This is a genomic window from Hominiventricola aquisgranensis (assembly GCF_040096225.1).
Classification (GTDB): Bacteria; Bacillota; Clostridia; order Lachnospirales; family Lachnospiraceae; genus Hominiventricola; species Hominiventricola aquisgranensis.
The window spans coordinates 1-23,079 of sequence record NZ_JBBMFC010000018.1; the positions used below are offsets into that span (position 1 = coordinate 1).

Annotated in this window: 14 protein-coding genes and 1 riboswitch; all 14 genes read left to right on the forward strand. The window is 47.6% G+C overall.

The window, feature by feature from the left end; genetic code table 11:
* Window positions 1–1,058: 1,058 nt before the first annotated feature.
* The 14 genes from WMO62_RS10570 (at window position 1,059) to WMO62_RS10635 (ending at window position 23,020) form a co-directional block, all read left to right on the forward strand.
* The gene (locus WMO62_RS10570) at window positions 1,059–2,165 is read left to right on the forward strand and encodes a tyrosine-type recombinase/integrase (RefSeq protein ID WP_349144602.1); all 1,107 of its coding nucleotides are present in this window, start codon (window positions 1,059–1,061) and stop codon (window positions 2,163–2,165) included.
* A 112-nt stretch (window positions 2,166–2,277) separates the two neighbouring features.
* A riboswitch (cobalamin riboswitch) is annotated at window positions 2,278–2,462 on the forward strand.
* 319 nt (window positions 2,463–2,781) lie between these two features.
* Window positions 2,782–3,711, forward strand: coding sequence for a DUF4430 domain-containing protein (locus tag WMO62_RS10575; RefSeq protein ID WP_349144603.1), 930 nt, complete (start codon window positions 2,782–2,784; stop codon window positions 3,709–3,711).
* Window positions 3,712–3,728: 17 nt separating this feature from the next.
* The gene (locus WMO62_RS10580) at window positions 3,729–4,607 is read left to right on the forward strand and encodes an energy-coupling factor transporter transmembrane component T (RefSeq protein ID WP_349144604.1); all 879 of its coding nucleotides are present in this window, start codon (window positions 3,729–3,731) and stop codon (window positions 4,605–4,607) included.
* On the forward strand, window positions 4,580–6,286 hold the full coding sequence (locus tag WMO62_RS10585; RefSeq protein WP_349144605.1) for an ABC transporter ATP-binding protein: 1,707 nt from the start codon (window positions 4,580–4,582) through the stop codon (window positions 6,284–6,286). The genes WMO62_RS10580 and WMO62_RS10585 overlap by 28 nt, the downstream gene beginning before the upstream one ends.
* Window positions 6,256–7,236 carry an ECF transporter S component gene (locus WMO62_RS10590; RefSeq protein ID WP_349144606.1) on the forward strand — a complete coding sequence of 327 codons (981 nt, stop codon included), beginning with the start codon at window positions 6,256–6,258 and terminating at the stop codon, window positions 7,234–7,236. Before WMO62_RS10585 ends, WMO62_RS10590 begins: the two co-directional genes overlap by 31 nt.
* A complete protein-coding gene (locus tag WMO62_RS10595; protein ID WP_349144607.1) occupies window positions 7,233–7,916 on the forward strand; it encodes an ABC transporter ATP-binding protein in 684 nt (227 codons plus the stop codon). The genes WMO62_RS10590 and WMO62_RS10595 overlap by 4 nt, the downstream gene beginning before the upstream one ends.
* A gap of 147 nt (window positions 7,917–8,063) precedes the next feature.
* Complete coding sequence (locus WMO62_RS10600; RefSeq protein WP_349144608.1) at window positions 8,064–10,079, forward strand: COG1361 S-layer family protein; 2,016 nt, start codon at window positions 8,064–8,066, stop codon at window positions 10,077–10,079.
* Between the two features lie 2 nt (window positions 10,080–10,081).
* A complete protein-coding gene (locus WMO62_RS10605; RefSeq protein WP_349144609.1) occupies window positions 10,082–11,749 on the forward strand; it encodes an ABC transporter permease in 1,668 nt (555 codons plus the stop codon).
* A 16-nt stretch (window positions 11,750–11,765) separates the two neighbouring features.
* Window positions 11,766–12,182: a hypothetical protein gene (locus WMO62_RS10610; protein WP_349144610.1), complete on the forward strand. Its 417-nt coding sequence runs from the start codon at window positions 11,766–11,768 to the stop codon at window positions 12,180–12,182.
* 89 nt (window positions 12,183–12,271) lie between these two features.
* Window positions 12,272–13,531 carry a DUF4430 domain-containing protein gene (locus WMO62_RS10615; protein ID WP_349144611.1) on the forward strand — a complete coding sequence of 420 codons (1,260 nt, stop codon included), beginning with the start codon at window positions 12,272–12,274 and terminating at the stop codon, window positions 13,529–13,531.
* Window positions 13,532–13,586: 55 nt separating this feature from the next.
* Window positions 13,587–17,501: an SGBP N-terminal domain-containing protein gene (locus tag WMO62_RS10620; RefSeq protein ID WP_349144612.1), complete on the forward strand. Its 3,915-nt coding sequence runs from the start codon at window positions 13,587–13,589 to the stop codon at window positions 17,499–17,501.
* 21 nt (window positions 17,502–17,522) lie between these two features.
* Window positions 17,523–21,200 carry an SGBP N-terminal domain-containing protein gene (locus WMO62_RS10625; RefSeq protein ID WP_349144613.1) on the forward strand — a complete coding sequence of 1,226 codons (3,678 nt, stop codon included), beginning with the start codon at window positions 17,523–17,525 and terminating at the stop codon, window positions 21,198–21,200.
* 118 nt (window positions 21,201–21,318) lie between these two features.
* Window positions 21,319–22,164: a leucine-rich repeat domain-containing protein gene (locus WMO62_RS10630; protein WP_349144614.1), complete on the forward strand. Its 846-nt coding sequence runs from the start codon at window positions 21,319–21,321 to the stop codon at window positions 22,162–22,164.
* Entirely contained in the window at window positions 22,154–23,020 is an 867-nt protein-coding gene (locus WMO62_RS10635; RefSeq protein ID WP_349144615.1) for a leucine-rich repeat domain-containing protein, read from the forward strand. Before WMO62_RS10630 ends, WMO62_RS10635 begins: the two co-directional genes overlap by 11 nt.
* Window positions 23,021–23,079: the final 59 nt, after the last annotated feature.

Here is a 23,079-nt window from a genome sequence, read left to right on the forward strand (position 1 = left end):
TCAAAAGAATATTTAGCCATAAAAATACCGACCTCCAATCGTTAGATTTTTAGGTCTAACTTTTGGGGGTCGGTACAGATGGATGTGTCAGTCTTTTTTGTGTCAGTGAATCAGGGGGTGATAAATTCATGTAGGTTTTTGAAAAATGGCCCACTTTGTGGCCCACTGACTTTAGGGGTGCGGAATAAGTATTTTCAGGAAGTGACAGTGTTTGGAATCAACAATGGGGACCATATTCCACCATTTGATGGAAAAGTGTCATTTCTCTCTAGAAAAGCCCGGAAGGGAAAGCCAAGGTGTTTCATTGACTGGTCCATCCAACTGGTGAGGATCTGGAGACGCCTCTGCTGCAGGAATCGGATCAAAATTTTTTGTAGAGGACATATGGAATTGAATTTCACGTTCAATACGGGAGGCTACAGGAAAAAGATGGAAGGACACGTATTCTGATCGCTTTTGCTTCTGAAACCTGAAGAGATGAGGGGATATCTGCTTAAATAAGAGATAGTATCTGCATATTATTGACTGGTTTATATGCAGATACTGATGGGTTATCTGCATATTATGTATTGTTTTGTGTGCTGATAATGGAACTTTTCATTAAGAATCATAGAAATATTATGGAAATGAAAGAATTCTTTCCTTATTATATAATTATATATGTGCTGAAAATGGTGGTTCAAATTCTATCATGTTCCCATAGAGAAAGGGGCAGGTAAAACGTGTTTATCCTGTCCCTTATTGTTATGTTGTGAATTACAATTTTCATTTCATTAGATGAGTTGGAGTTGAAGGAACAGTAATGCTTAGTTTTTCCGAAAAAAGCGTTCAATTTTTCGTAGAGCACTCTCTTCTAAGATTCCCTTCATGTATAATATTAGATGCTGATTACACTTTTGTCAATCTTTTTGATGAAAATTATCGTATAAAAGATCGGCATTTGTCTTTAAAATGCACATCGGAAGGCAGATTCAATTATAAAATCTATGCAATGTAGATATTTATACTGCTATCCGCCGTCAGAAACATGGTCAAGAATAACAGACAGGAGGTACTCTATGAGAATCGGACCCAATATTTACAAACGACAGGATGGGCGCTGGGAAGCACGGATAATGATTGGGAAAAGAGCGGATGGGAAACCACAGTATAAATCTTTGTATGCTCGGTCTTACCGTGATGTAAGCCTTGCAAAAAAAGATTTTCAAAATAATGTACATTTTAACGCACCTGTTTCCATGGGTAATACTGTCCTCTTTTCCATTGCCGCAAAAGACTGGTTGGAACATAACCGGAAAAACTGGAAACCTTCTACTTATAATAAATACAAAAATTATCTCGAAAGTTATATCTATCCCTGCTGGAAGGATACTCCTGCCGGAAGGATTACCCAGGAAACATATGACCTGCTATTCTCATATCTTGAGAAAATTCTGTCTGACAGTTCCCTGCGTGTGATCAACACCATTTTAAAAAGCTGCCTGAAATATACCCTGAAAAGTGTGCCTATAGATTTTAAAACACTATCCATCAATGCTAATCCGGTCGAAATACTTACTGCTGCTGAAATCTCAAATCTATTGTATAGATTGAGAAACCGTGTCGATCTTAATACCGTTGGAATACTATTTGCATTGTACACAGGTGTCCGGTTAGGTGAATTATGCGCGTTGAAGTGGGAAGACCTTGATCTGGAAGATCGTGTCTGCCATGTCCATCATACATTGCAGCGTATCCAGAATCCTGACAGAAAACCTGATGAGCCAAAGACCTGCTTGCATATTGGATTGCCTAAAAATGGAAAACAGCGAGTAATCCCTCTGCATGACTATCTCCTTGGATTGCTTCAGAAGATTCAGGGAAATTATGCGCCGTCAGATTATCTGTTATCTGGCACATCAATTCCGGTCGAACCACGAACAATGGAAAATCGTTTTAAAAAAGTCCTGAAAAATTACGGAATCCGTGAAGTACATTTTCATGTATTGCGACATACTTTTGCAACTCAGTGTATTGAGTCAGGAATTGATGTAAAAGCTTTAAGTGAAATACTTGGGCATTCTTCTGTGAAAATAACCATGGATAAGTACGTACATCTTACCATGCGATTTAAACAGAACCAGATCACAATTCTGCAATTTCCGGAAAAGAACAGAATTTTTTAAGCCGTCAAAATTTTTGTCAAATTTCTCATTTATCCTTATAATCTCATGCTCAGATCCATTTTTTCTTGGAAGAGAGTGTTCCACGAAAACTTCACCGGTCATAGATCTATTGATAGTATGGCCAAAAAATTGAAAACGTAGTCATATGTAAATGATTAGGAATGCAGTGAGAATCTGCGATAGTTAATCCCTGCTGTGATGATCTACAAAAACCGCAAGAACCATTGGGCAACCGAGAAGGGCGGCGAGTAGGCTTGAAGATCTAAGTCAGAATACGGCATTTACATGACGAGGTGTTTACTGTCCGGAGGCATACGGAAAGTCTTTTTTTGTTGTATCCATGAAGAAAGGGATGGTGAGCACAAAAATTAAGTACATAATTAGTCCACTGCACGGACCCAAATCGGGTGATAACTCCCGGACATTTATTGCGGTGTCGTTAAAGTCGGCAAGGGAAAGGCAGTGATACATGATAGGACTGCAGCAGGCAGTCATGTGTCGCATATAAACACTATCAGGTAACAGAAAACAGGCTCAGGAAAGGGTCTCGTTCTGTTACCTTTTTATATGTCTAAATTTTCAGAAAATTCTGATAAATAAGAAAGGAAGAAAGATCATGAAACAGATGATACATAAAAAGTTTATACGTACTGTTACAGTCTGGATGTTACTTCTGGCTATGGGATTGTCCGTAACAGGATGTGATCAGGCGGCCGCTATCGGTGGATCTCAGTCATTGGATATTGACTACGTGGGTGGAGACGGAGAGATCACAGAAGACGAAGTCACTGCCAAGAATGAAAGCCCCATGGAGTGGCTGAAGAAGAAGTTGTCCGGAGACAAGAAAAAAGCCGGTGTCAATGGCCGTGAGGACATCTCCCGGTTCAGCGATGACGCCAGTGTGCAGCAGCTATACGGCCTCAAGGATGATTCTGATACACAGTCTGGCAATGATGTGGCAAAGACAGCAGACAGTATCGATGAGTCAGAACAGAATCAGGATACGATCCAGATCGACCAGAAGGATAACAAGAAGGGAACTGTGGATCTGCCGCTGGAGGATAATTCCGGCAGTGATAGTAACAGTAATAAAAATAACAATACTACTCAGAAACATACCGTTACCTATACCATCCGCTGTGATACCGCAGTGGCAAATGGTATGGCGCAGGATCCCAAGTGGGCGGGCATCGTACCGGCAAGTGGAGTGATCCTGCCGGTGATCACCATGGAGTTTGAGCCGGGCGAGACCGTATTTGATCTACTCTGCCGGATCCGTGATACCTACAAGCTTCAGATGGAGTATCGAGGTTCCGATGGTGGACAGTATATATCCGGTATCAACAACCTGTATGAATTTGACGGCGGCCGCTGGAGCGGCTGGATGTACTGTGTAAATGGCTGGTATCCCAACTACTACTGCGGTGCTTATCAGGTAAAGGATGGCGATGTCATCGAATGGAACTACACTTGTGACCTGGGCTGTGACCTGGAGAACGGTGATCCGAATGGTTATGGAAAAGACTGGAAGGATAATCACAAATAAAAGGAAGATTTGGATACATGAGATACTTTGAAAATTTACATCCCATCTGCATATTCATTTATTTTGTGGCAGTGATCGGCATGACGCTTGCATGCTTTCATCCGATCATGCTGCTCCTGTCACTGACCGGTGCATTCTTTTTTCTGATGCGGATAAAGGGAGGCAAGGGAGCCGGGATGCAGTTGTGGTTTGTATCATCCATCTTCCTGTTCATTGCGGTGGCAAATCCACTGGTGAACCACAGAGGGGTAACGCTTCTTGGCATGTTCCTCAATCAGTGGATCACACTGGAAGCCATTGCCTACGGACTTACCGCAGGCATGTCGCTGGCGGCACTGATCCTGTGGTTCGGCTGCTACAGCGAAGTCATGACCAGTGAGAAGTTCCTGTATCTCTTTGGCAAGATCGCTCCGGCAAGTGCACTGCTTATCAGTATGGCGCTGCAGCTGGTGCCGAAGCTCAACCGGCAGTTGGGAGAGATCCGGGAGAGCCAGGAGATGCTCCGCCCGGCAAAGAAAAATTTCGGCGGAAAAGTAGGAACGGCTATCCGGCATACATCCACACTGGTTGGATGGAGCCTGGAGGGAGCGGTGGAACAGACCGATTCCATGAAGGCAAGAGGATATGGGTTGAAACGAAGAACAACCTTTCATCTGTTCCATTTTGAATCCAGAGACTTCCGGTTCCTGTGCGGGGTTCTGATCCTCTTTGGAATCTGTGTGATCGCCAGAGCATTCGGACATGGAACCATGGAATTTTATCCGCGGATGGATGCGGTGATCACAGGACAGAGCGGTATCGTGCTCTACATCCTGTTTGGCGTGCTGGCATATCTGCCGGCGATCTTAGAAGGAAAGGAGGCTCTGGTATGGCGTTATTACGGTTTGACAAAGTAAGCTTCGCATATCCCGATGCCGGAAAACGAGCATTGGATCAGGTCTCCTTTTCCATGGAAGAGGGAGAATACATCGTCGTCTGTGGTGAATCCGGATGCGGCAAGACAACCCTGCTTCGGCAGGCCAAGCCAGAGATCACTCCGGCAGGTGCAGGAGATGGAACCGTCTACTACCGGGAGCAGCCGCTTAGTGAAGTGCCGGAGCTTACATCAGCCATGGAGATCGGTTATGTACAGCAGAACCCGGATAACCAGATCGTCACAGATTATGTGTGGCATGAGCTGGCATTTGGTCTGGAAAATATGGCGCTGCCCACCAGTGTGATCCAGAGAAAGGTCAGTGAGATGGCGAGCTTCTTCGGAATGGAAGAGTGGTTCCGGAAGAAGACTTCGGAGCTTTCCGGCGGCCAGAAGCAGATGCTGAACCTGGCATCGATTATGGCCATGAACCCAAAGCTTCTTATATTAGATGAACCAACTTCTATGCTGGATCCCCTGGCGGCGAGAAACCTGCTGGATACAGTTGCCCGGATCAACCGGGAGCTGGGAGTGGCAGTGCTCCTGTGCGAGCATCGGCTGGAAGATGTGTTCCAGCGGGCAGACCGGGTGCTCTTGATGAAGCAGGGAACGGTACTGACAGACGATACGCCGGAGAACCTGACCTTCACTTTACAGAAGGATCCGACCGCATCCCGTATCTATTTAGGACTTCCGGGGGCTGCACGGATCTTCGGGGAACTGCAGCAGAAAGGTGTCTGTCCGGTGAACCAAAAACTTCCATTAAGTATCCGGGATGCCAGACATGTGTTAAAAGAACTGGATCTGCCCTTTGAAAAAGTGAAAGCTGAACCGGAGAAGAGAACAGAAGCAGCAAAATCCAACAAAGAGAAACCCGCTCTGGAAGGTAAGGAACTTTGGTTCCGCTATGATGAAAAAGGAAAAGACATCCTACGGGGACTGAACCTGTCCGTACAGCGAGGAGAACTCTTAGCCCTGCTCGGTGGAAACGGAACCGGAAAGAGTACATTACTTCGGATCTTGTGTGGGCTTAAAAAGCCTTTGCGGGGGAAAGTGAAGAAGGACAAGGAGATGCGTCTTGCCATGCTTCCCCAGAGTCCCCAGGCGTTATTCGTCTATGACAGTGTCTGGGAAGATCTCCTGGATGCAGCCAAGCAGGGACGGGGAGCAAGATTTGTAGATAAAGTACAGGGAAATGCAGAGGCCGCGGCGGAACGGGCAAGGGAAGTTGCAGCGAAGCTGGAACTGACGGACAAGCTTACCTCCCACCCGTTTGATTTAAGCGGCGGAGAATTGCAAAGGGCTGCAATCGGAAAGCTTCTTCTGCAGGATGCAGATATCCTTCTCTTGGATGAACCGACCAAAGGACTGGATGCGTATCTGAAACAGGAACTGGCGGGGATCTTAAAGAAGCTGACGGAAGAAGGGATCACCATGCTGATGGTGACACATGACCTGGAGTTTGCGGCATCATACGCAGACCGATGTGCGCTTCTCTTTGATGGTCGTATCACATCAGAAGAAGAGCCGCATGCGTTCTTTACAGGCAACCGGTTCTATACGACTACGGCAGGATTGATTGCAGAAGGATATTTGCCGGGAGCCATCACTTGTGGGGAGGTGATCGCCGGATGCGAAAAAGCATACGCGAAGAAGATGTAAGATCCTCCGCACAGCAGGAAGACAGAAAAGATGTAGAGACAGTTGACGCCACTGTCGTTTCAGAAGTAAAGAGTGAAAAGAAACGGCTTCGCGATGTCTTTGTAAGTCCGGGAACCCGGAAAGCAGCCCTGGTTATTACGGTGGTACTTCCGGTACTCCTTATGGCTTATGCCTGGTTTATGAATGTCCGTCCACCTCTTCATGTGAAAAGTGAGTGGACGTTCCGGGATACGCTGATCCAGAACTCGGATCTTTTCCTGTCCTTCGTGTTCCTGATTGTATCGGCATTGCCTTTCTATCTGGTATTTGACAAAAAGAAGCAGGTGAAGCCAAGAGAATTGACACCCATTGCCCTGATGGCAGCCTTGTGTGTAGTGGGAAGGGCGGCATTTTCCATTGTACCGTTTCCAAACTTTAAGCCGGTCAGTGCCATCATTATTATCACAGCTCTGGCATTTGGCCCGGAGGCAGGATATCTGACCGGAGCACTGGCGGCGATCTTAAGCAATTTCCTGTTCGGTCAGGGACCATGGACACCATGGCAGATGTTCTGCTGGGGACTCATCGGATTTCTGGCAGGCGTCTTCAACCGGATGGGAATGTTCGGTCCGGTGGGACAGGAGAATGCCAATGACCATGGCAGGCGGAGACATTCCATAACATTGAGCGTCTTTGGGATGGCTATGGGATTCCTGTATGGATGGATCATGAATCTGTTCTACATTACCGGATATATCCGGCCGGTCAACTGGCATACGGTAGCCGCGGCCTATGTGTCCAGCTTCTTCTTCGAGCTGGGACATGGGACCTGTACGGCCATGGTGTTATGGCTGGTAGGGGAAGCATGGGTACGGAAGTTATTGCGGATCAAGAAAAAATTTGGGCTGACAGGAGAAGCAAGGCGCTATGAGCTGCCGCCTTCCAGATTCGGTCCGGAGGGAGAACCATGAATGTAATTGAAACGATCAATCTGCAGAAGCATTACCAGATTGGTGACAACAGCGTCCTTGCAGTGGACGGCATTGATCTGAATGTGAAGGAAGGCGAGTTCGTCTGTATCAGCGGACGAAGCGGTTCCGGAAAGTCAACGCTTCTGAGTCTCTTGGCGGGGCTTGAGAGTCCCACTGGCGGAGAGGTACGGCTGCTGGGACAGCATCTGGAAGAGATGAACGAGCAGGAACGGGGACGGTTCCGCAGAGCACACATCGGATTTATCTTCCAGGCATACAACCTGTTGCCTCAGTTCAATGCCTGGGAAAATGTGGCAGTCCCTCTGGAGATCCGTGGGATCCCGCTGCAGGAACGAAAAGAGAAGTCCATGGAAGCTTTGGAGATGGTAGGGCTTACCGATCATGCAGAGCATCGGCCTACAGAGATGTCCGGAGGTCAGCAGCAGCGTATCAGTATTGCAAGGGCCATCATCACAAGACCGGATATCGTCTTTGCAGATGAGCCAACCGGAAACCTGGATACCAGGACTGGTACAGAGATCATGAGCCTTCTGACAGATTTATTTAGAAGATGGGGCACTACATTTCTTGTAGTCAGCCATGATGAAGATATGCACCGTTACACAGACCGGGAGATCCGGCTTAAGGACGGCAAAATAGAAAAGGTAATTGTTCAGTAATAGAACGGTTACTTACAGAATCATACCAACTTAGTTTTATTGACAGGGTTTTGTACTCCTGGATCACTTTCTTACACTTTCAGCAGAAAGCGTTTCAGGCAGCAAGGAATTGCAATTCAAAAACACCTAAAGGGAGGAAAGTTAAGAATGAAATCACCAGTCATCAAGCGTCTGCTTCCTCTGGCACTGGCACTGTGCCTGACCTGTGGCAGCGGCCTGAATGTGTCTGCCACAGAAGCATCTGCAGCAGCACAGACAGAAGAGACACAGACAACCGAAGAGAATGCAGACGGGGCTGTGGCACAGGAGAATACCCAGACCGCAACGCGGGAGACCACCAGCACCGGAACATCCGGAAGCACTACCACCAGTGGCAGTACTTCCACCAGTGGAAGCAGCACGGACAGTACCAAGGTAATAGTCACCCCAAGTAATGCCAATGCACTGCTTCTGATGGATGCGGGAGCACAGTCACCGAAAGCAGTTCCGGGTCAGGAAGTAGAAGTGGTACTGACTCTGGCTGTGAACCGGGAATATCTCCCCAGTGAGAAATATGTACTCCGCAACATCACGATCCAGCCGGATATCCCCAAGGAATCCACCAAGGACAACTGGCCCTTTGACATCATCGATGCCAGCAAGGTAAGACACCTGGATGACATGAGCTACAACAGCACCGCCGAGGTGTGGTACAAGTTCTCTGTTTCCCAGTTTGCAAAGGAAGGTGTCTACCCCATCAACTTCAAGGTAAATGCAACTGTCTGGAGACAGGACAGCGTCAACGGAACCGATATCACTGAAGATGTAGCATTTACCCTGAACGTGTTCCTGACCGTGACGGACAACGGTGATATGTCCGGCGTTGTCAGCAAGATCGGACCGCTGAACGTGGCAGGACGAGAGAACACCGCCATCTCATCCCCGACCGGAAGCCCGGGCGAGACCATCGTTGTGAGCATGCCCATCGTCAATAAGGGCGGAACTCTGGAAAATGTTACCGTATCCCCGGTAGTGACCGGTGATCTGGAGACCTTCCCGTTCGTGGCGCAGGACATCAATTACGGCAGAGAGCTGGGACGCATGGAAAATGGAACCCGTCAGCAGGTTGACTGGATCTTCACCATCTCCCCGTATGCGACCACGGGAAACAAGATCATTACCTTCCGTGCCACCTATGAAGAAAATGGTGTCTACGGCGAATGTACCTTTACCGGATACATCTATGTAAAGAACGGATATACCCAGAATACCGCAGCTTCCCTGATGGTGGAAAATTACACCATGTATATCAATGATAACCAGGTGGACAACCTGGAGGCAGGCAATGAGGCAGTACTGAAAGTAACCTTGAAAAATAATGCAGCAAAGAATGCAGTCTATAAAACCGTAGCGACCCTGAAGCTTGCAGATTCCACCAGCCTGATCCTGTCACCGGGTTATGCGGACGCAGCCTATGTGCGCAGCATCCCGGCAGGACAGACCGCAGAGATCGAGTACCATATCAGTGCAAGAGCTTCCGCAGCAGTGGGGCCGAGCACCGCTACCATCGGACTGACCTATGAGATTTCCGAGAAAGACGGAGCTGTGGCAGGAAGTGCCACCTCTACGATTCAGATCCCGATCAAGCAGCAGATGGATCTGCAGATCGATACTCCGGTAGTCTATGGTACCCCGGTACAGGATGAGCCGTTGGCAGTATCCCTGAATATCGTAAACCTGGGACGCTCCCGTGCCTATAACGTGCGGGTAGTCGGCATGGATGGTATCTCCTTGCAGGATTCCTACTTCGGCGGAGACATCCTGGCAGCAGGAACCCTCAATGCAGACTTCCAGGTGATCCCGAACAAATCCGGCAATTACACCGGAACCATCGTGGTCCAGTATGAAGATGCGGACGGCGAGCAGTATACCCAGAGCGTAGACCTTCCGCTGGATGCAGCAGATGCAGATGCCATCTCCACAGAGGCATTGAGTACCGATGTAGAGACCAATAAAAAGTCCGGTTCTCACTTGTGGGTATGGATCCTGATCCTTCTGATCCTGATCCTGGCAGCAGTTGTTGGCTGGTACCTTCTTATATATAAGAAGAAACAGCAGACAGCAGAAATTGAGGCAGAAGACGGAGAAGCAGCAGAGCAGTCCGACGGATACGAGGAAGAATGATGATGAAGAGACAAGTTACGCGGCAGGGGATGAGGACATCTGATCTTCTGCGCACCGGCTGCGTCAATCTCTGGCGACGCAAGACCCGTACCATTCTGACGGCAGTATCCATGACTATCGGAGTCATGTGTATCGTGGTACTGATCTCTGTAGGACTTGGCTACGGTCAGTCCTATCAGGAGACGGTGGAAGCCATGGGAAGTCTGACCAAGATCGATGTATCTGCAGCCCAGAAGATGGATGACAAGCAGAAGACCGCTTTGCTGAATGATAAAGCTGTGGAGAGTATCCGGAAGCTGGATGGGGTGGAAGCAGTCACCCCGGTGGAACAGTTGACCGGTTACCTTAAGAGCGGAAGCTACATCGGCATGATCAAGCTTTATGGGATTGACTTAAACACCGTAGAGAGCTTCCAGCTTACTCCCGTTGAGGGAGAAGCACCCACAGAAGGACTGAGGCTTCATCCGGAAGTGATGGTCAGTGATGATCTGGCAGCCTCCTTTGGAGACCCCAACAACAACTGGGCAGACGCGGTGGATGAAGACGGCAACCCGTATGTGGATGTGATGAACTCTCCCATCAAGCTGACCTTTGACTATGACCAGTTAAATGGCAATCAGAAGTCAGATAAAGAAGGTAGAGCTACCACCACCGGTACTTTCTATAACCTGGATGTATCGGGCATCTGTTCCAGCCAGAACAATACCTATTCCACTTCCGGTTTTCTGGATATCACCAGACTCCAGGAATGGAAGAAAGTACAGGCGGATCAGGCAGCACAGAAGAGCAGTGACAGCAGCAGTTCTTCTTCCAGCAGCAGTTCTTCTTCCGTTAGCAGTACCGGCAGCGGAAGCACCGATACAAATACGAACAATAACAGTACCACGGGAAATACCACATCCGGTACGAACTCGAATAGTACTGATACGAGTGCTAATACGGGCAATACAACAAATACCGGAACGACAAATAACAGCAGCAACAGCACATCCGGAACCCAGACCAGTGCAGGATCTGCACAGGGAGGCGGTACAAGCAGTTCTGCCACGAACAAAGACACAGAGCGTGCGGCAGTGAATAGCAGTACCAGCGGAAGTTCCTCAAATTCCCGGTCAAATGGTACGAATGTAGCCACGTCTGATACTTATGATCTTGTCTGGGTCAAAGCCGAAAAGGTCAGCGATGTACAGCGGATCTCCAACCTGATCAAGCAGGCAGGCTTTGAGACATACTCCTTAAATGACATGCTGGAGACCGTCAAGAAGCAGTCCAGACAGATCCAGGGTGTATTGGGAGCTATTGGACTGGTATCCCTCTTAGTAGCCGGTATCGGTGTGGCAAATACCATGATGATGTCCATCAATGAGCGGACCCGCGAGGTCGGAATCCTGAAAGTGCTGGGAACAGAGTTTTCTGATATTGCAAAACTCTTCCTGACCGAAGCATTCCTTCTGGGACTGGCAGGAGGAATTACAGGTCTGATTCTGAGCCTGTTGATGGGGCAGATTATTCCAAGGATGTTTGCGGATATGGATATCCGCTGTGTCTTCACCTGGTGGCTGATACTGGGAAGTGTTCTGTTCGCAGGTGTGGTAGCCCTGATCGCAGCATGGATCCCGGCGAGAAAAGCCATGAATATCAGCCCGAATGAGGCGATCCGAAGCGAATAAGCAGGAGGCGCAACTGATGGGAAGTAAGAAAACTGATAAAAAGATAAAGTCAGTGATCATAATTCTGATCATTTTAATTATAGGTGTTGCCATCTATGGTATGGTACAGAGCAGGAACCTGAAGTTTCCGAAATTTGGAAAGACAGATCCGCTGGGAATTGAGCGGATACTGGTCGGTTCTTACGAGGGCACGACTACAGAAGAGGATGGAGTCTGGTACATTGACCTGACGGTGGATGAGGACTTTTCATTCCAGCGGGCCTCCATCCAGGTAGAACTGCCGGAAGGAGCGTATGTCTCCGAAGATACCAATTGTCTGATTACGGAGTTAGGTGGTCAGTACTTGGTAAATCTGGGTGTGCAGGATGCAGCCCTGACAATCACGAATGGGGAGGTGTCGAGAGATTACCTTTTCAGAATCAATTTAACATAAATCCCGGCAAAAGATACAGGAAAGGAGGTAAACGGGAGAGAAAATATGGAAACTCGTAAACAATTATTTTAAGAGAAAAGGAGAATGAGATGAAAGCTTTCAAAAAACTCAATCAGTCCGTATTAGGCATTATGCTTGTACTGGCAATGACAGCATCTATGCTGATCGCAGCACCGGCAAAAGAAGCAAAGGCAGCAACCGCTGCACCAACAGTAGCAACTGACGTAGCACATGATGAGATCACAGATGTAACAGTAGCAAATGTAACAGACGAAACTGTTTCTTATCAGATGGATGACAATGATGACGATGATGCATTTATTCGTATTCTGTTACCGAAAACAGCTACGGTTGATACACTTAAGAACTTGAAATTTACTATTACTACAAATACAGCGTTGACATGTGATTCATTGGTATTTTCAAAGAGCGGAAATACTTATACTTGCAATTCCGCAGATTTGTATAACAAATCATATACATTGTCCTTTGGCGGTGTAGATTACATTCTTGCAGCTGGTATTGAAGGAGGAAAAACCTCTGTTCCGGCAGGCGAGACAGGTGTTATCACTGGCGCAAGACTGGGCGGCGTAGCAGCAACTATGGCACGCGATGTTATTCAGAGCGATTTCATGGGCAACCCGTACTTTGGCGAGATGGGATACGATTGGACCAGTGTTACTTACCTTATTTCTGATGTTACACTTCCGAATGATACAAACAGAGCTGCAGTGGTACTCTCCTATAGTCCATATAAAAAGGCTAATCAGGTAACTGTAGACCTTACCAGTGGTCAGAAAGAAGTAACTATTAATGGAGCGACCTATCAGGTAACAGCATCCTTTGGAGATGTGATTGTTGTCAGCAAAGATAATTATTACATTGATTTACATGAGTTGGCTAAATATTTATCTTCCGAAGAGGAAACCGTAGCAAGCAAAGAAGATCTTCTTCATATGTTCCAGCAGATTCAGATAGCGCAGAATGAATACTTTGCAAATGGTGCTCGTACTTTCAGCGCTGGTACTACTGTTATGGATGTTATGCAGGATTTCCTGAACTTCGCATATGGAGAGCATAAGGACAATACTGTAAAATACTTCACAATGGGTGATTCCAGCAGAGGTGCAGATGTAAGTTACATTGATTATATCAATGGTCTGAGCTACCGTCAGGTAAATCGGTATGCAGGCTGGATGTACAGCGATGATCCAAATGGTGTTTGGAAAGATGGTGCTTTCAACAAGGGTTGCAGCATGCCGAATGTTATGTCTAACGCATACACCATGACCAAAGACACCAAGATCACCTGGTTCTATACCACGAACTACATGGCAATCTATCAGTAGGTAATGACGGGCAGGGAGCCTTTTGGCTCCCTCCTCCCCTTAAAAGGAGGCAGGAATGAAAAGGTGGAAACAGCTATTGGCAGGGGTGTTGTCAGCAGCTCTGCTGGTAGGCACTGTCCTTCCGGCACTTCCGGTCCAGGCAGCCTGGACCGGGGTGCAATGGCCTGGACTGGGAATTATGTCAGGCGCAAAAAACTATGAATATCTTGACAGTATTAGTAATGAAAGTGAAATATACAATAATGTATTACATCAAACCTATGGATATGGAGCCTGGATTGATATTCCAGAGGATGTAGCCAAGAGTTTTACAATAAAAGATTATTCATTTAGCACTTCATATAAACATCCAACAATTTTTGAAAACATAGAAGCAGGAAAAACATATGATCTGACAACCCCGGTCTGTTTCTGGGCGACAGAGACGGATACAGGAAGAACTCATCCGTATTATCTGATGGCGGCACCATGGAAAGAAAAACCTGTATGGACAGAAGCAGATAAAGAGGAATGGTTCGCCCTGATTCCGGAAGTTCTGGAATACCGGGATCGGATCGTTGAAAAAATAAATGAGATTGAGGCACAGAGGAATAGTAAAACTCTTTCAATAGGAAGCCTGAATGTGGCGCAGAGCTATATGCTTTCTCAGCTCAAATCCTATTATATGGAACGTGTAACCGGATGCCTAGAGAGTATTCCGGAGGGTGGAAGCTGGACAGATGAGATCGTTCCGTACACGGAGGAAACTCTGCGGGCCGATATGCAGAAATTGTTGGATAAGGGAGAGGAGAGCAGGCTTCTTCCACCCAGATATACGAAAGTATGGATGGAAGCTATCTGTGAGGGCTATCTGCAGCTGGTCGAAGATACCAGAATCAGCGCGCCGGAGATCAGTACTGTATCTATAGGGGATTACTATGGCGTGATCGACAGGGATGGTCATGTGACAGTGAGCATTCCGGAGGAAGCAGATCTGTCTTCGCTGGAAGATCCGGTCATCGAGTGCGAGGGCTGGGTGCATGCCAACAAGCAGGCTGGCTCGGTGGAGAATGGAAAGCTTTCTTATTATCTGGTTCCCTATGAACCGACCACAGGCGTCACCTATGATGGCATTGATCAGGATGGAACGATCTGTGAGAATGGTCAGGGCATGGGTATTGACCTGGGCAAGACCTGGACCATCCAGATTAAGCGGGGAGAGCCCCGTCTGGAAGTGACGGATTTCTCCGTTACCGTAGATGGAACTGTCTATCACGCAAAGATCCAGGAAGACAATATTAAGCTGTTGCTCCCGGAGGGGACAGATCTGACGGCTTTGAAGCCTACGATCACCCACACGGCCCAGAGTACCAACATGGACGGAAAGACCATTAATTTTACCAAAGAGACAAGGCTGACATTGACGCTGAACAGCGGCAGTCAGGAATACACGAAGACCTACACGGTGGAAGTGACCGAAGGCAAGTCGGCGGAAAGCAGTCTCCTGACCTATCAGGTGGCAGGTGTGACCGGAACTCCGAAGAGTGATGGAACCCTGGAACTGACACTGCCCCATGGAACAGACCTAAGTACGGCGGAAGTCTCCTGGACGTTATCCGACGGAGCGACCATGCAGTCACAGCCCAATGCGTTAAGCTGGAACCAGCCCCTGACCTATGTGGTACAGGCGGAAGATGGGGAAAGTACGACGACCTACACCATCACACTGAAGGAAAAAGAAGCGGCGACAGGATCTAAGATCCTGAAGTTCAGCTATGGTTCCTCAGTGGCACAGATCAACGAAAGTGAAGGAACCATTTCCTTAACGGTACCGGCCGGAACGGATCTGACGAAGATCAGACCGACCCTTGAGGTATCGGAATTCGCAACGGTCAGTCCGGCATCGGGAGAACAGGTGAACTTATCAAAGACAGTCCGTTATACAGTCACCTCACAATCTGGTGTATCCACCACTTATAAGGTGACAGCACAGACGGATGGCCCGGCGGAGAATACCTATATTCCGCAGCTGCGGCAGCTTCTGAGCGCTATCGTGAACCGTTATGAGAAGAGTTCCTCCAAGGATGACTGGGAGTGGATCGATTATGCTATGGCAAAACGGCCAGATCCTTCTTCGGCAGATTTTCCGAAGGACTTTAACCTCTACGATCAGATCAAGAATCTGAATCTGGACAGCTACGCCATGTCAGCCATGGCCAAGAAGATCATGTTGCTGACTGCCATGGGATACAATGCGTCTGATCTGGATCAGTATCGGGTGGACAATCAGCCCTTTGTGCTGTCTACAGGGAAGGAAGTATCGAATCTGGTGGCTGAGCTTTACAGTTATGACGGCTCCTGGACCATTAACCATTTGACCTATGCGCTGATTGCACTGGATATGGGTAACTATACCGTGCCGGAGGATGCGAACTGGACCCGGGAGAAGCTGCTGGAGACTATTCTGGATCATAAATACGGCAGCGATAACTATGCCATTGATATGGTAGGCGGCATTATGTACGCCATTGGACCGTATCAGGACGATCCAGTCTATGGTGAACGGGTAAGAGCCAAGATGCAGGAAGGTCTCTCCATTATTCTGGGAGAACAGACTGCCAAGAGCTGTGATCCTATGACGGATGACTATATGTTCTACTGCTTTGGGGCACTGAACTCGGAGAGTGCATCCTGGGTCAACATGGGACTGTGCAGTATGGGAATCGACTGGCACACAGATCCAAGATTTTCAGATGGGGAGAAAAGTGCCCTGAGTCAGTGGCTGCAGTTTGCGACCAAAGATGGATTCAAGCACATCCTGTCAGAGACACAGAACAATGCGCTGGCTACCTATGAGGCATGTTATAACCTGGAATGGTATCTGGGCTTCCTGGACAACGGCGGAGCCGGGCATCCCTATTATCTCTGGTACCATGTACATGACTTTGCAACACCGCTGAGTGAAGAGGCAGAGATCCTGTCCTTCCAGATCCAGGGGCAGCAGGGAGAGATTGATACGGAGAACGCAACCGTTACAGTGAAGATGCCAAGTGGAACACCGCTGGATAATCTGAGTCCGGAGATCGAACTGTCAAGAAAGGCCAAACTGAAAGCACCAAGCCTGCCTGTTACTTTTGTGGAAGGGATCGGACAGCCATTTACGGTTGTGGCGGAAGATGGTGTGACAGTGAAGACCTGGACGGTAACACTGGTCTATGATGAGGATGTGGAGGCAGCGGGTACGGAGCTGAAGACGGAGAGCCTGTCCATTACAGATAAGTACCAGAGGGCAATCACGATTCTGGACAAGACGGTCACCGAGACTGATGAAGGAACCAACATCCTGTTGACGGTACCGGAAGGAACGGATCTGACCAGCATCCTGCTGAATGCCGTGCTGGACTATAAGGCAGAGGCAAGTGCATCCGTGGACGGAAAAGAAACGTTGGATCTCAGCGACTGGAAAGAGATCACCGTGACAGCAGAGAATGGTACGAAGAAAGTCTACCGTATCCGGGCACAGTATGAGAAGGTAGCGGCCATTACCGGATTCTACGTGACCATAGGAGACAAGACCTATTCGGGAACCATCTCGGGAACGACGATCACGATCTCAGGGGTACCGTCGGATGCAGATATTACAGCACTGACGCCGGAGATCAAAGTCAACGAGTATACCACAGGATTAAGTCCACTGGATGGACTGGTACAGGATTTCACCAATCCGGTGGAATATATCGTGTCCGGACGTGATGTCAAGAGTAAGAACTATCAGGTCATCGTTGTGAAGAACGGAGCAGCTACAGGTGATAAGGATACTGATCCGGATCCGATGCCTACTCCAACTCCGACACCGGGCGGAGACAGCGATTCCGATAATAATCAGAACAGCGGTTCCAGTACAGATAAGTACAAGGCAGAGCGTCTGTGGAACGAAATGGAAAAAGACGATAATAACACAATCACTGATCATCAGGTCGTGAAGGATTAAGAAAGAAGGAGGGAATGGGATATGAGATGGTACAAGCGGCTGGGAGCTTTGCTCCTGGCGGCTGTTTTGATACTGGGACTATGCCAGATACCTGGAGGTGATGTTGAGGCTGCAACGGCAGTAACATATAGAGTCAAAAATGTAACTTTTAATAAAACAACATTTACAGATTCTACAGGACAATATACAATGCAGCTGGCGGATACGAATCCTGTAATGGTAGATGAAAAAAACGATATAATTTATATTATTTATAAATCTATTCCGGAAAGACCTGATGGTGATACTATACAGTTCATATGTAAAAATGATGTTGCTATAGAAAGTGATCCATCAAGTACGAAAGTTTATCAATTTACAATTGCAGTGAATAGTAAGAGTATAGAGGGTGATCCGACGAAGGCTACTGTAAAAGTAGGAACAAGAAGAGATATAACAACTACAACATTTGTTCTTAAATCTGATACTGATCGACCGACAATAGGTGGAGATAAATTTGATGGAGAATATCCACAAATTACTTCATTTGATCTCTTGGCTGGAAATGAAATTGCAGGTATATCGACAAATAACGCAACAGTTGATATCGTACAAAAACACCTGACAGCGGAAGAACTTGCATCTAATAATATATTAGATGCTGGTAGCATCAATATAACATTAGCAGAAGCTATAGGAGCTTTCCGTCAAGTACGTTTGGGGAAGACATATTATTCTGTAAAATCAGGATGCCCTGATATAACATATCAGACAGCAAGTGTTTTGACGAAAGATCTTCTTTGGGATTCACGAACACATATAGTGTATTTGGATTTATTGGCAACAAATAAGAATAATTTGGAGCAGACATTTCGATATAAGGTAAATCTGAATATTGCTGGATATTTATATACACTTAGTGATAGGTCATTTCTGGATATAGATGGAATTTTAGGATTGACGACGAATATTGAATCTCGTGTAGATAATGAAGTAGATGGCGTCATGACCATTAAGACTAGGAAATATCTGTCTGGGTTGTCTGGGTTGCCGGTAAAACCGCATTATGCAGCTGGAGCATTTATGGTTGCTGACAGCATAACAGGCGGAACTTTGAATAAAGATGGATCGATCACTCCGGAGAATTTAAACAAGGGATTAAGCTTTAGGATTCAGAACGCCATGGGAGACCAGAAGCCCTACTCCATTCAGGTAGTAACTCCATGGGCTTTGCAGTGGAAAGGCAGCGATAACAGCCAGATTAAGAACGTGTTGAAGGATGGCGTGGTACAGGAGCGTACAGGTGCTGCTACATACACAGTCGAAACACTGGATGCAGGCAGCAATGTAGAGGTACAGCTGACTGCACCGAAGGGAAAAGTACTGGATAAGGTTGTTCTGAAAAAGGGCGATGGAAGCACTGTAGATGGTGTTACATACAAGAACGGAAGCTTTTCTTTTGTGATGCCGAGTGATGTAGTTACCATTGAATCCATTTCATGGAAAGATGGAAGGTATCACAATGTCAGTGTCAGTGCAGAAGATACGGATGGCAAGGAGCTGGACAGCCAGTATTGCACAGCGACCATCAAGGTTGGCGATGTGGAAGATACAGTAGCCGCTATGAAGGATACCGTGACTCTGCTGCCTAAGACAGAGCAGCATCCCTACTATCAGTATGAGTTAGATCACTGGGATTATGATGCATCTGTATTGAAAGATGCACGGCGGGATGAGACAACACATGCACTGACCTTTACCATGCCGGATCAGGAAGTTGCAGTCAAAGCAGTCTACAAAAAGACCGGAACGCAGATGACCTTCCAGCTGAAAGGTGCCAATGGTGGATGGTTCCAGGGATATATGGACAACCAGGGACATACTTTTTATGTAAGAACAGAGGGTCAGGGATACACGGATATCTTTAAGCCGGGTGCACAGATAAAACTGAATCTGACGAGTACGAACAGTACTGGTTATCGTTTTGACGGCTGGAAGAATGCATACGGAACCGCATGGGAAGATAATGGAACCTGGAAAGGCGGCCAGCCGGTTATCATGATAGGCAGTGAGCCCCAGACCTGGGTGGCAGAGTTCAAAGCCAAGGCATTTGGTTCTGTGACACTGCAGTCCGCGGATGAGAGTCAGGGTACGGTGACCGGAACCTACAAGGAGAGCACCGGAATCACGTTCGAAACTGTCTATGAAGGGGAAGAAGTTGCCCTGACAGCGACTGCCAGTGAAGGATATCTCTTTGACCACTGGGACGTTGTGGACGAGGATAACACTACCCGGGATCTTTTGAAGGATGCCGGACCAACAGCGACTTTGACCAGAGCGGAAGGAGACGGAAAAGACCTGACCGTTACGGCAGTCTTTAAGGTAGATCCGGTTTACAAGAGCAAGGAATGCGAGATCACCAACGTGGAACTGCTTGACAAGGATGGAAAGGTAGTGCGCGGCATGAGCAACAAGGATGGCCGTACACTGACCATCGCCCTGACGAAGACCGACATGAGTGCGGAGGATGCCGAAGGTCTTAAGATGGAAGGAAAGTATTTCCTGAGAATTACCCATTCACCGAAATCAACGGTATATCATTCATCTTTTGATGACGCACATCCGACCAATCCAGACCTTGCATGGAATAAGGGTAATGTAACCTGTCCGATCGAGGTGAACAGTCTGGGTGAAGAATTTGTCGTTACCGCTGAGGATCCAACGTGTCAGCAAACCTACACCATCAAGATCACTTATGAGAGCGAGAAGCCGGTGATTTCTGATATGACGGTGGAGCGTGCCTCAGAAACGGAGGCGAAGGTGACCTTTACCTCTGACACCAAGGGAAATTATTCCTACCTGTATAAGAAAGCCAATGCAGAGGAGCCGACACAGGACGAGGTGCTGGCAAGTGCGCTGAAAGGTTCGATCGGAGCCGGAAGCAGCCAGACCATCAACCTGAAGGATCTGAGCAACACTGCTTACAAGGTATATCTGGTAGTCAAAGGAAACATGAACGGAGCGATGCCAAGTGATGTGGTAGCTATTGCTGTACCGAAGATTGGAACCTATACCGTAGGAAACTTCTGTTCAGAAAGCGGCGGAACCGTTACCGTTGATAAGACGAGAGCGGATGCAGGTGAGAAGATCACTGTGACCGTAACACCGAAGACAGGTATGAAGCTGGATTCCCTGACTTATTCAACGGATCTGGCAGGCAGTGCGCCGGTATCGATCCTTGATAAGAAGGTAAGCGAAGGCGTCTATGTATTTGACATGCCAACCGCAAATATTACCATCGGCTGCACCTGGTCCAAGACCAGCGAGACGGATGGACCGACCATCACAGGATTTGTGATCAACGGAACAAGCGGAACGATCAGCCAGTCAGCAGGAACGATCAAGATCACCATGCCCTATGGCACGGATCTGACGTCTCTGAAGCCGGAGATCACTTTACAAAATGCAGTATCTGTAAGCCCGGCAAGCGGCACAGCAGTAAATCTGTCAGGCCCGGTTACTTATACGGTTACTGCAGAGGACGGAACAACCAAGACTTACACGGTGACTGCCACTGTTGCAGCACAGTCTACCTCAGACAAGCTCTGGGAGGGCATGCTGGACAATGTAGGTGGAAGCACCGACCATTCAGGCAAGAATACCTGGTGGGAGAAGGCAAAGGATAAGAAGAAACACAATAATTATCCGACCTACTGGTAAGCACCAAACAAATATAGTGCATAAGATGCATGAGACCCGCTGGCAGGCCAAAATCTGCCAGTGGGTTTTGGTGCGTCCATAAGGATAACTGTTTATGGGCGCATTTGAAGGAGAATACATGAGTGATAGAGATCATCTGACATACAGCAGAGAGGTAATGACCCGTAAATATGCGGAGACTTACCGGAAGAAAGAAGAACTGAAGCTGCCGAAGCGTTGTGGAGCGATCGGGGATGCAGCATTCCGCGACAACATCCGTATTGAACGGCTGGCTTTGGAGAATGGACTACGACGGATAGGGAAAGATGGTTTTCGTCACAGCGTAGCATTAAGAGAAGCCCGGCTGCCTGAGTCTGTTGAGAAGATCGGGGATGGCTGTTTTGCTGATTGTCCGAGGCTTAAGGAGGCATATATACCGAAGCGGCTTGAGAAGATTCCGTCAGGCGCTTTCAAGGAAGACCGGCGTTTATCCAAAGTAACATTTGCTGATGATTCTGTTCTTAGCAGGATCGGAAAGGATGCTTTTTCAGAGTGTGTGGAACTAAAAGAGATCCTGTTGCCACCGAAGGTAACAGAGATCGAAGATCGGGCATTTTACAGGTGTAAAGACCTGAAATCCGTCCATTTTCCGGAAGGGTTAAAGCGTATAGGAAGAGAAGCATTTTATTTCTGCAGCATGGAGACGCTGAAGTTACCGGAATCAGTGGAAATATTGGATGAAAAGGCATTTTTTAAGTGTACCTGGCTTACGGAAGTCTGTCTGCCGGTCCATATCAGGCGCATAGAAAAGTGGGTATTCCACGGCTGCAACCGCCTGAAGGTGCTGGAGATCCGGCATGACCCGGAATATATTGGGGAGTGGATTATCAATCGTGCGGCGCGTATCCGGTGCTATCAGGGATCGAAGGTGGACAAGTACTGTCAGGAGTCAGGATTTACAGTGGAGTATATAGATGGAGAATAAAGAAAGAAAACCCAAAATTATAGCAGTTGACAGAAGAGGGTATCATGGTGTGACACTGACCCGTAAGGCTGCCGAACGTTATGGATTTGAACGTATGCTGCGGCTGCCTGGCAATTATCGGAAGATTGAGGCAGAAGCCTTTAAAGGGAATCTTAAGATTGAACAGATGGAGTTGGCGGATTCTGTTCTGGAACTTGGGGCAGATGCATTTCGTAGTTGCAATGCTTTAAAAGAAGCAGTGCTGCCGGGTCATCTGGCAGTGATCGGGGAAGGCTGCTTTGCCGAGTGCCCGCAGCTTCGTCATGTGAAGATACCGCCATATGTGGATACCATAAAAGATGCAACATTTCTCTGTGACAGGAGACTTCAGAAAGTTGAGTTTGCAGCCTGGAGCCGTCTCACAAGGATCGGTGTGGAGGCTTTTATGGAGTGTAAAACACTGGAAAAAATTGATCTGCCGGATAGTATACAGCAGATCGGAAACAGAGCTTTCCGGCGCTGTAAGATGCTTGCGGACATTCATTTCCCGGCTAATCTGAAAGATATCGGGGAAGAAGCTTTTTATTTCTGTGCAGCAAACGAGCTGCAGCTTCCGAAAAAAGTGGAATTTATCGGCAGACGGGCATTCTGCAAATGGACGTTCCTGGAACAGGTGTCCTTGCCGGAGAGTGTACAGTATATCGGAGATGGAGCCTTCCGAGGCTGTAACCGTCTGAAGGTATTGGAGATCCGTCATGGGCCGGAGTATCTGGGAGAACTGATCACGAATCGGAATGTTACGATCCGATGTAAGAAAGATTCCAAGGTGGAGGCATATGCAAAAGAGTTCGGGTATCCGATAGAATACATAGAGTAATAAAAAATGGGTCATAGTAAAATTCTATGGCCTATATTTCAGATATTACGACATATGCA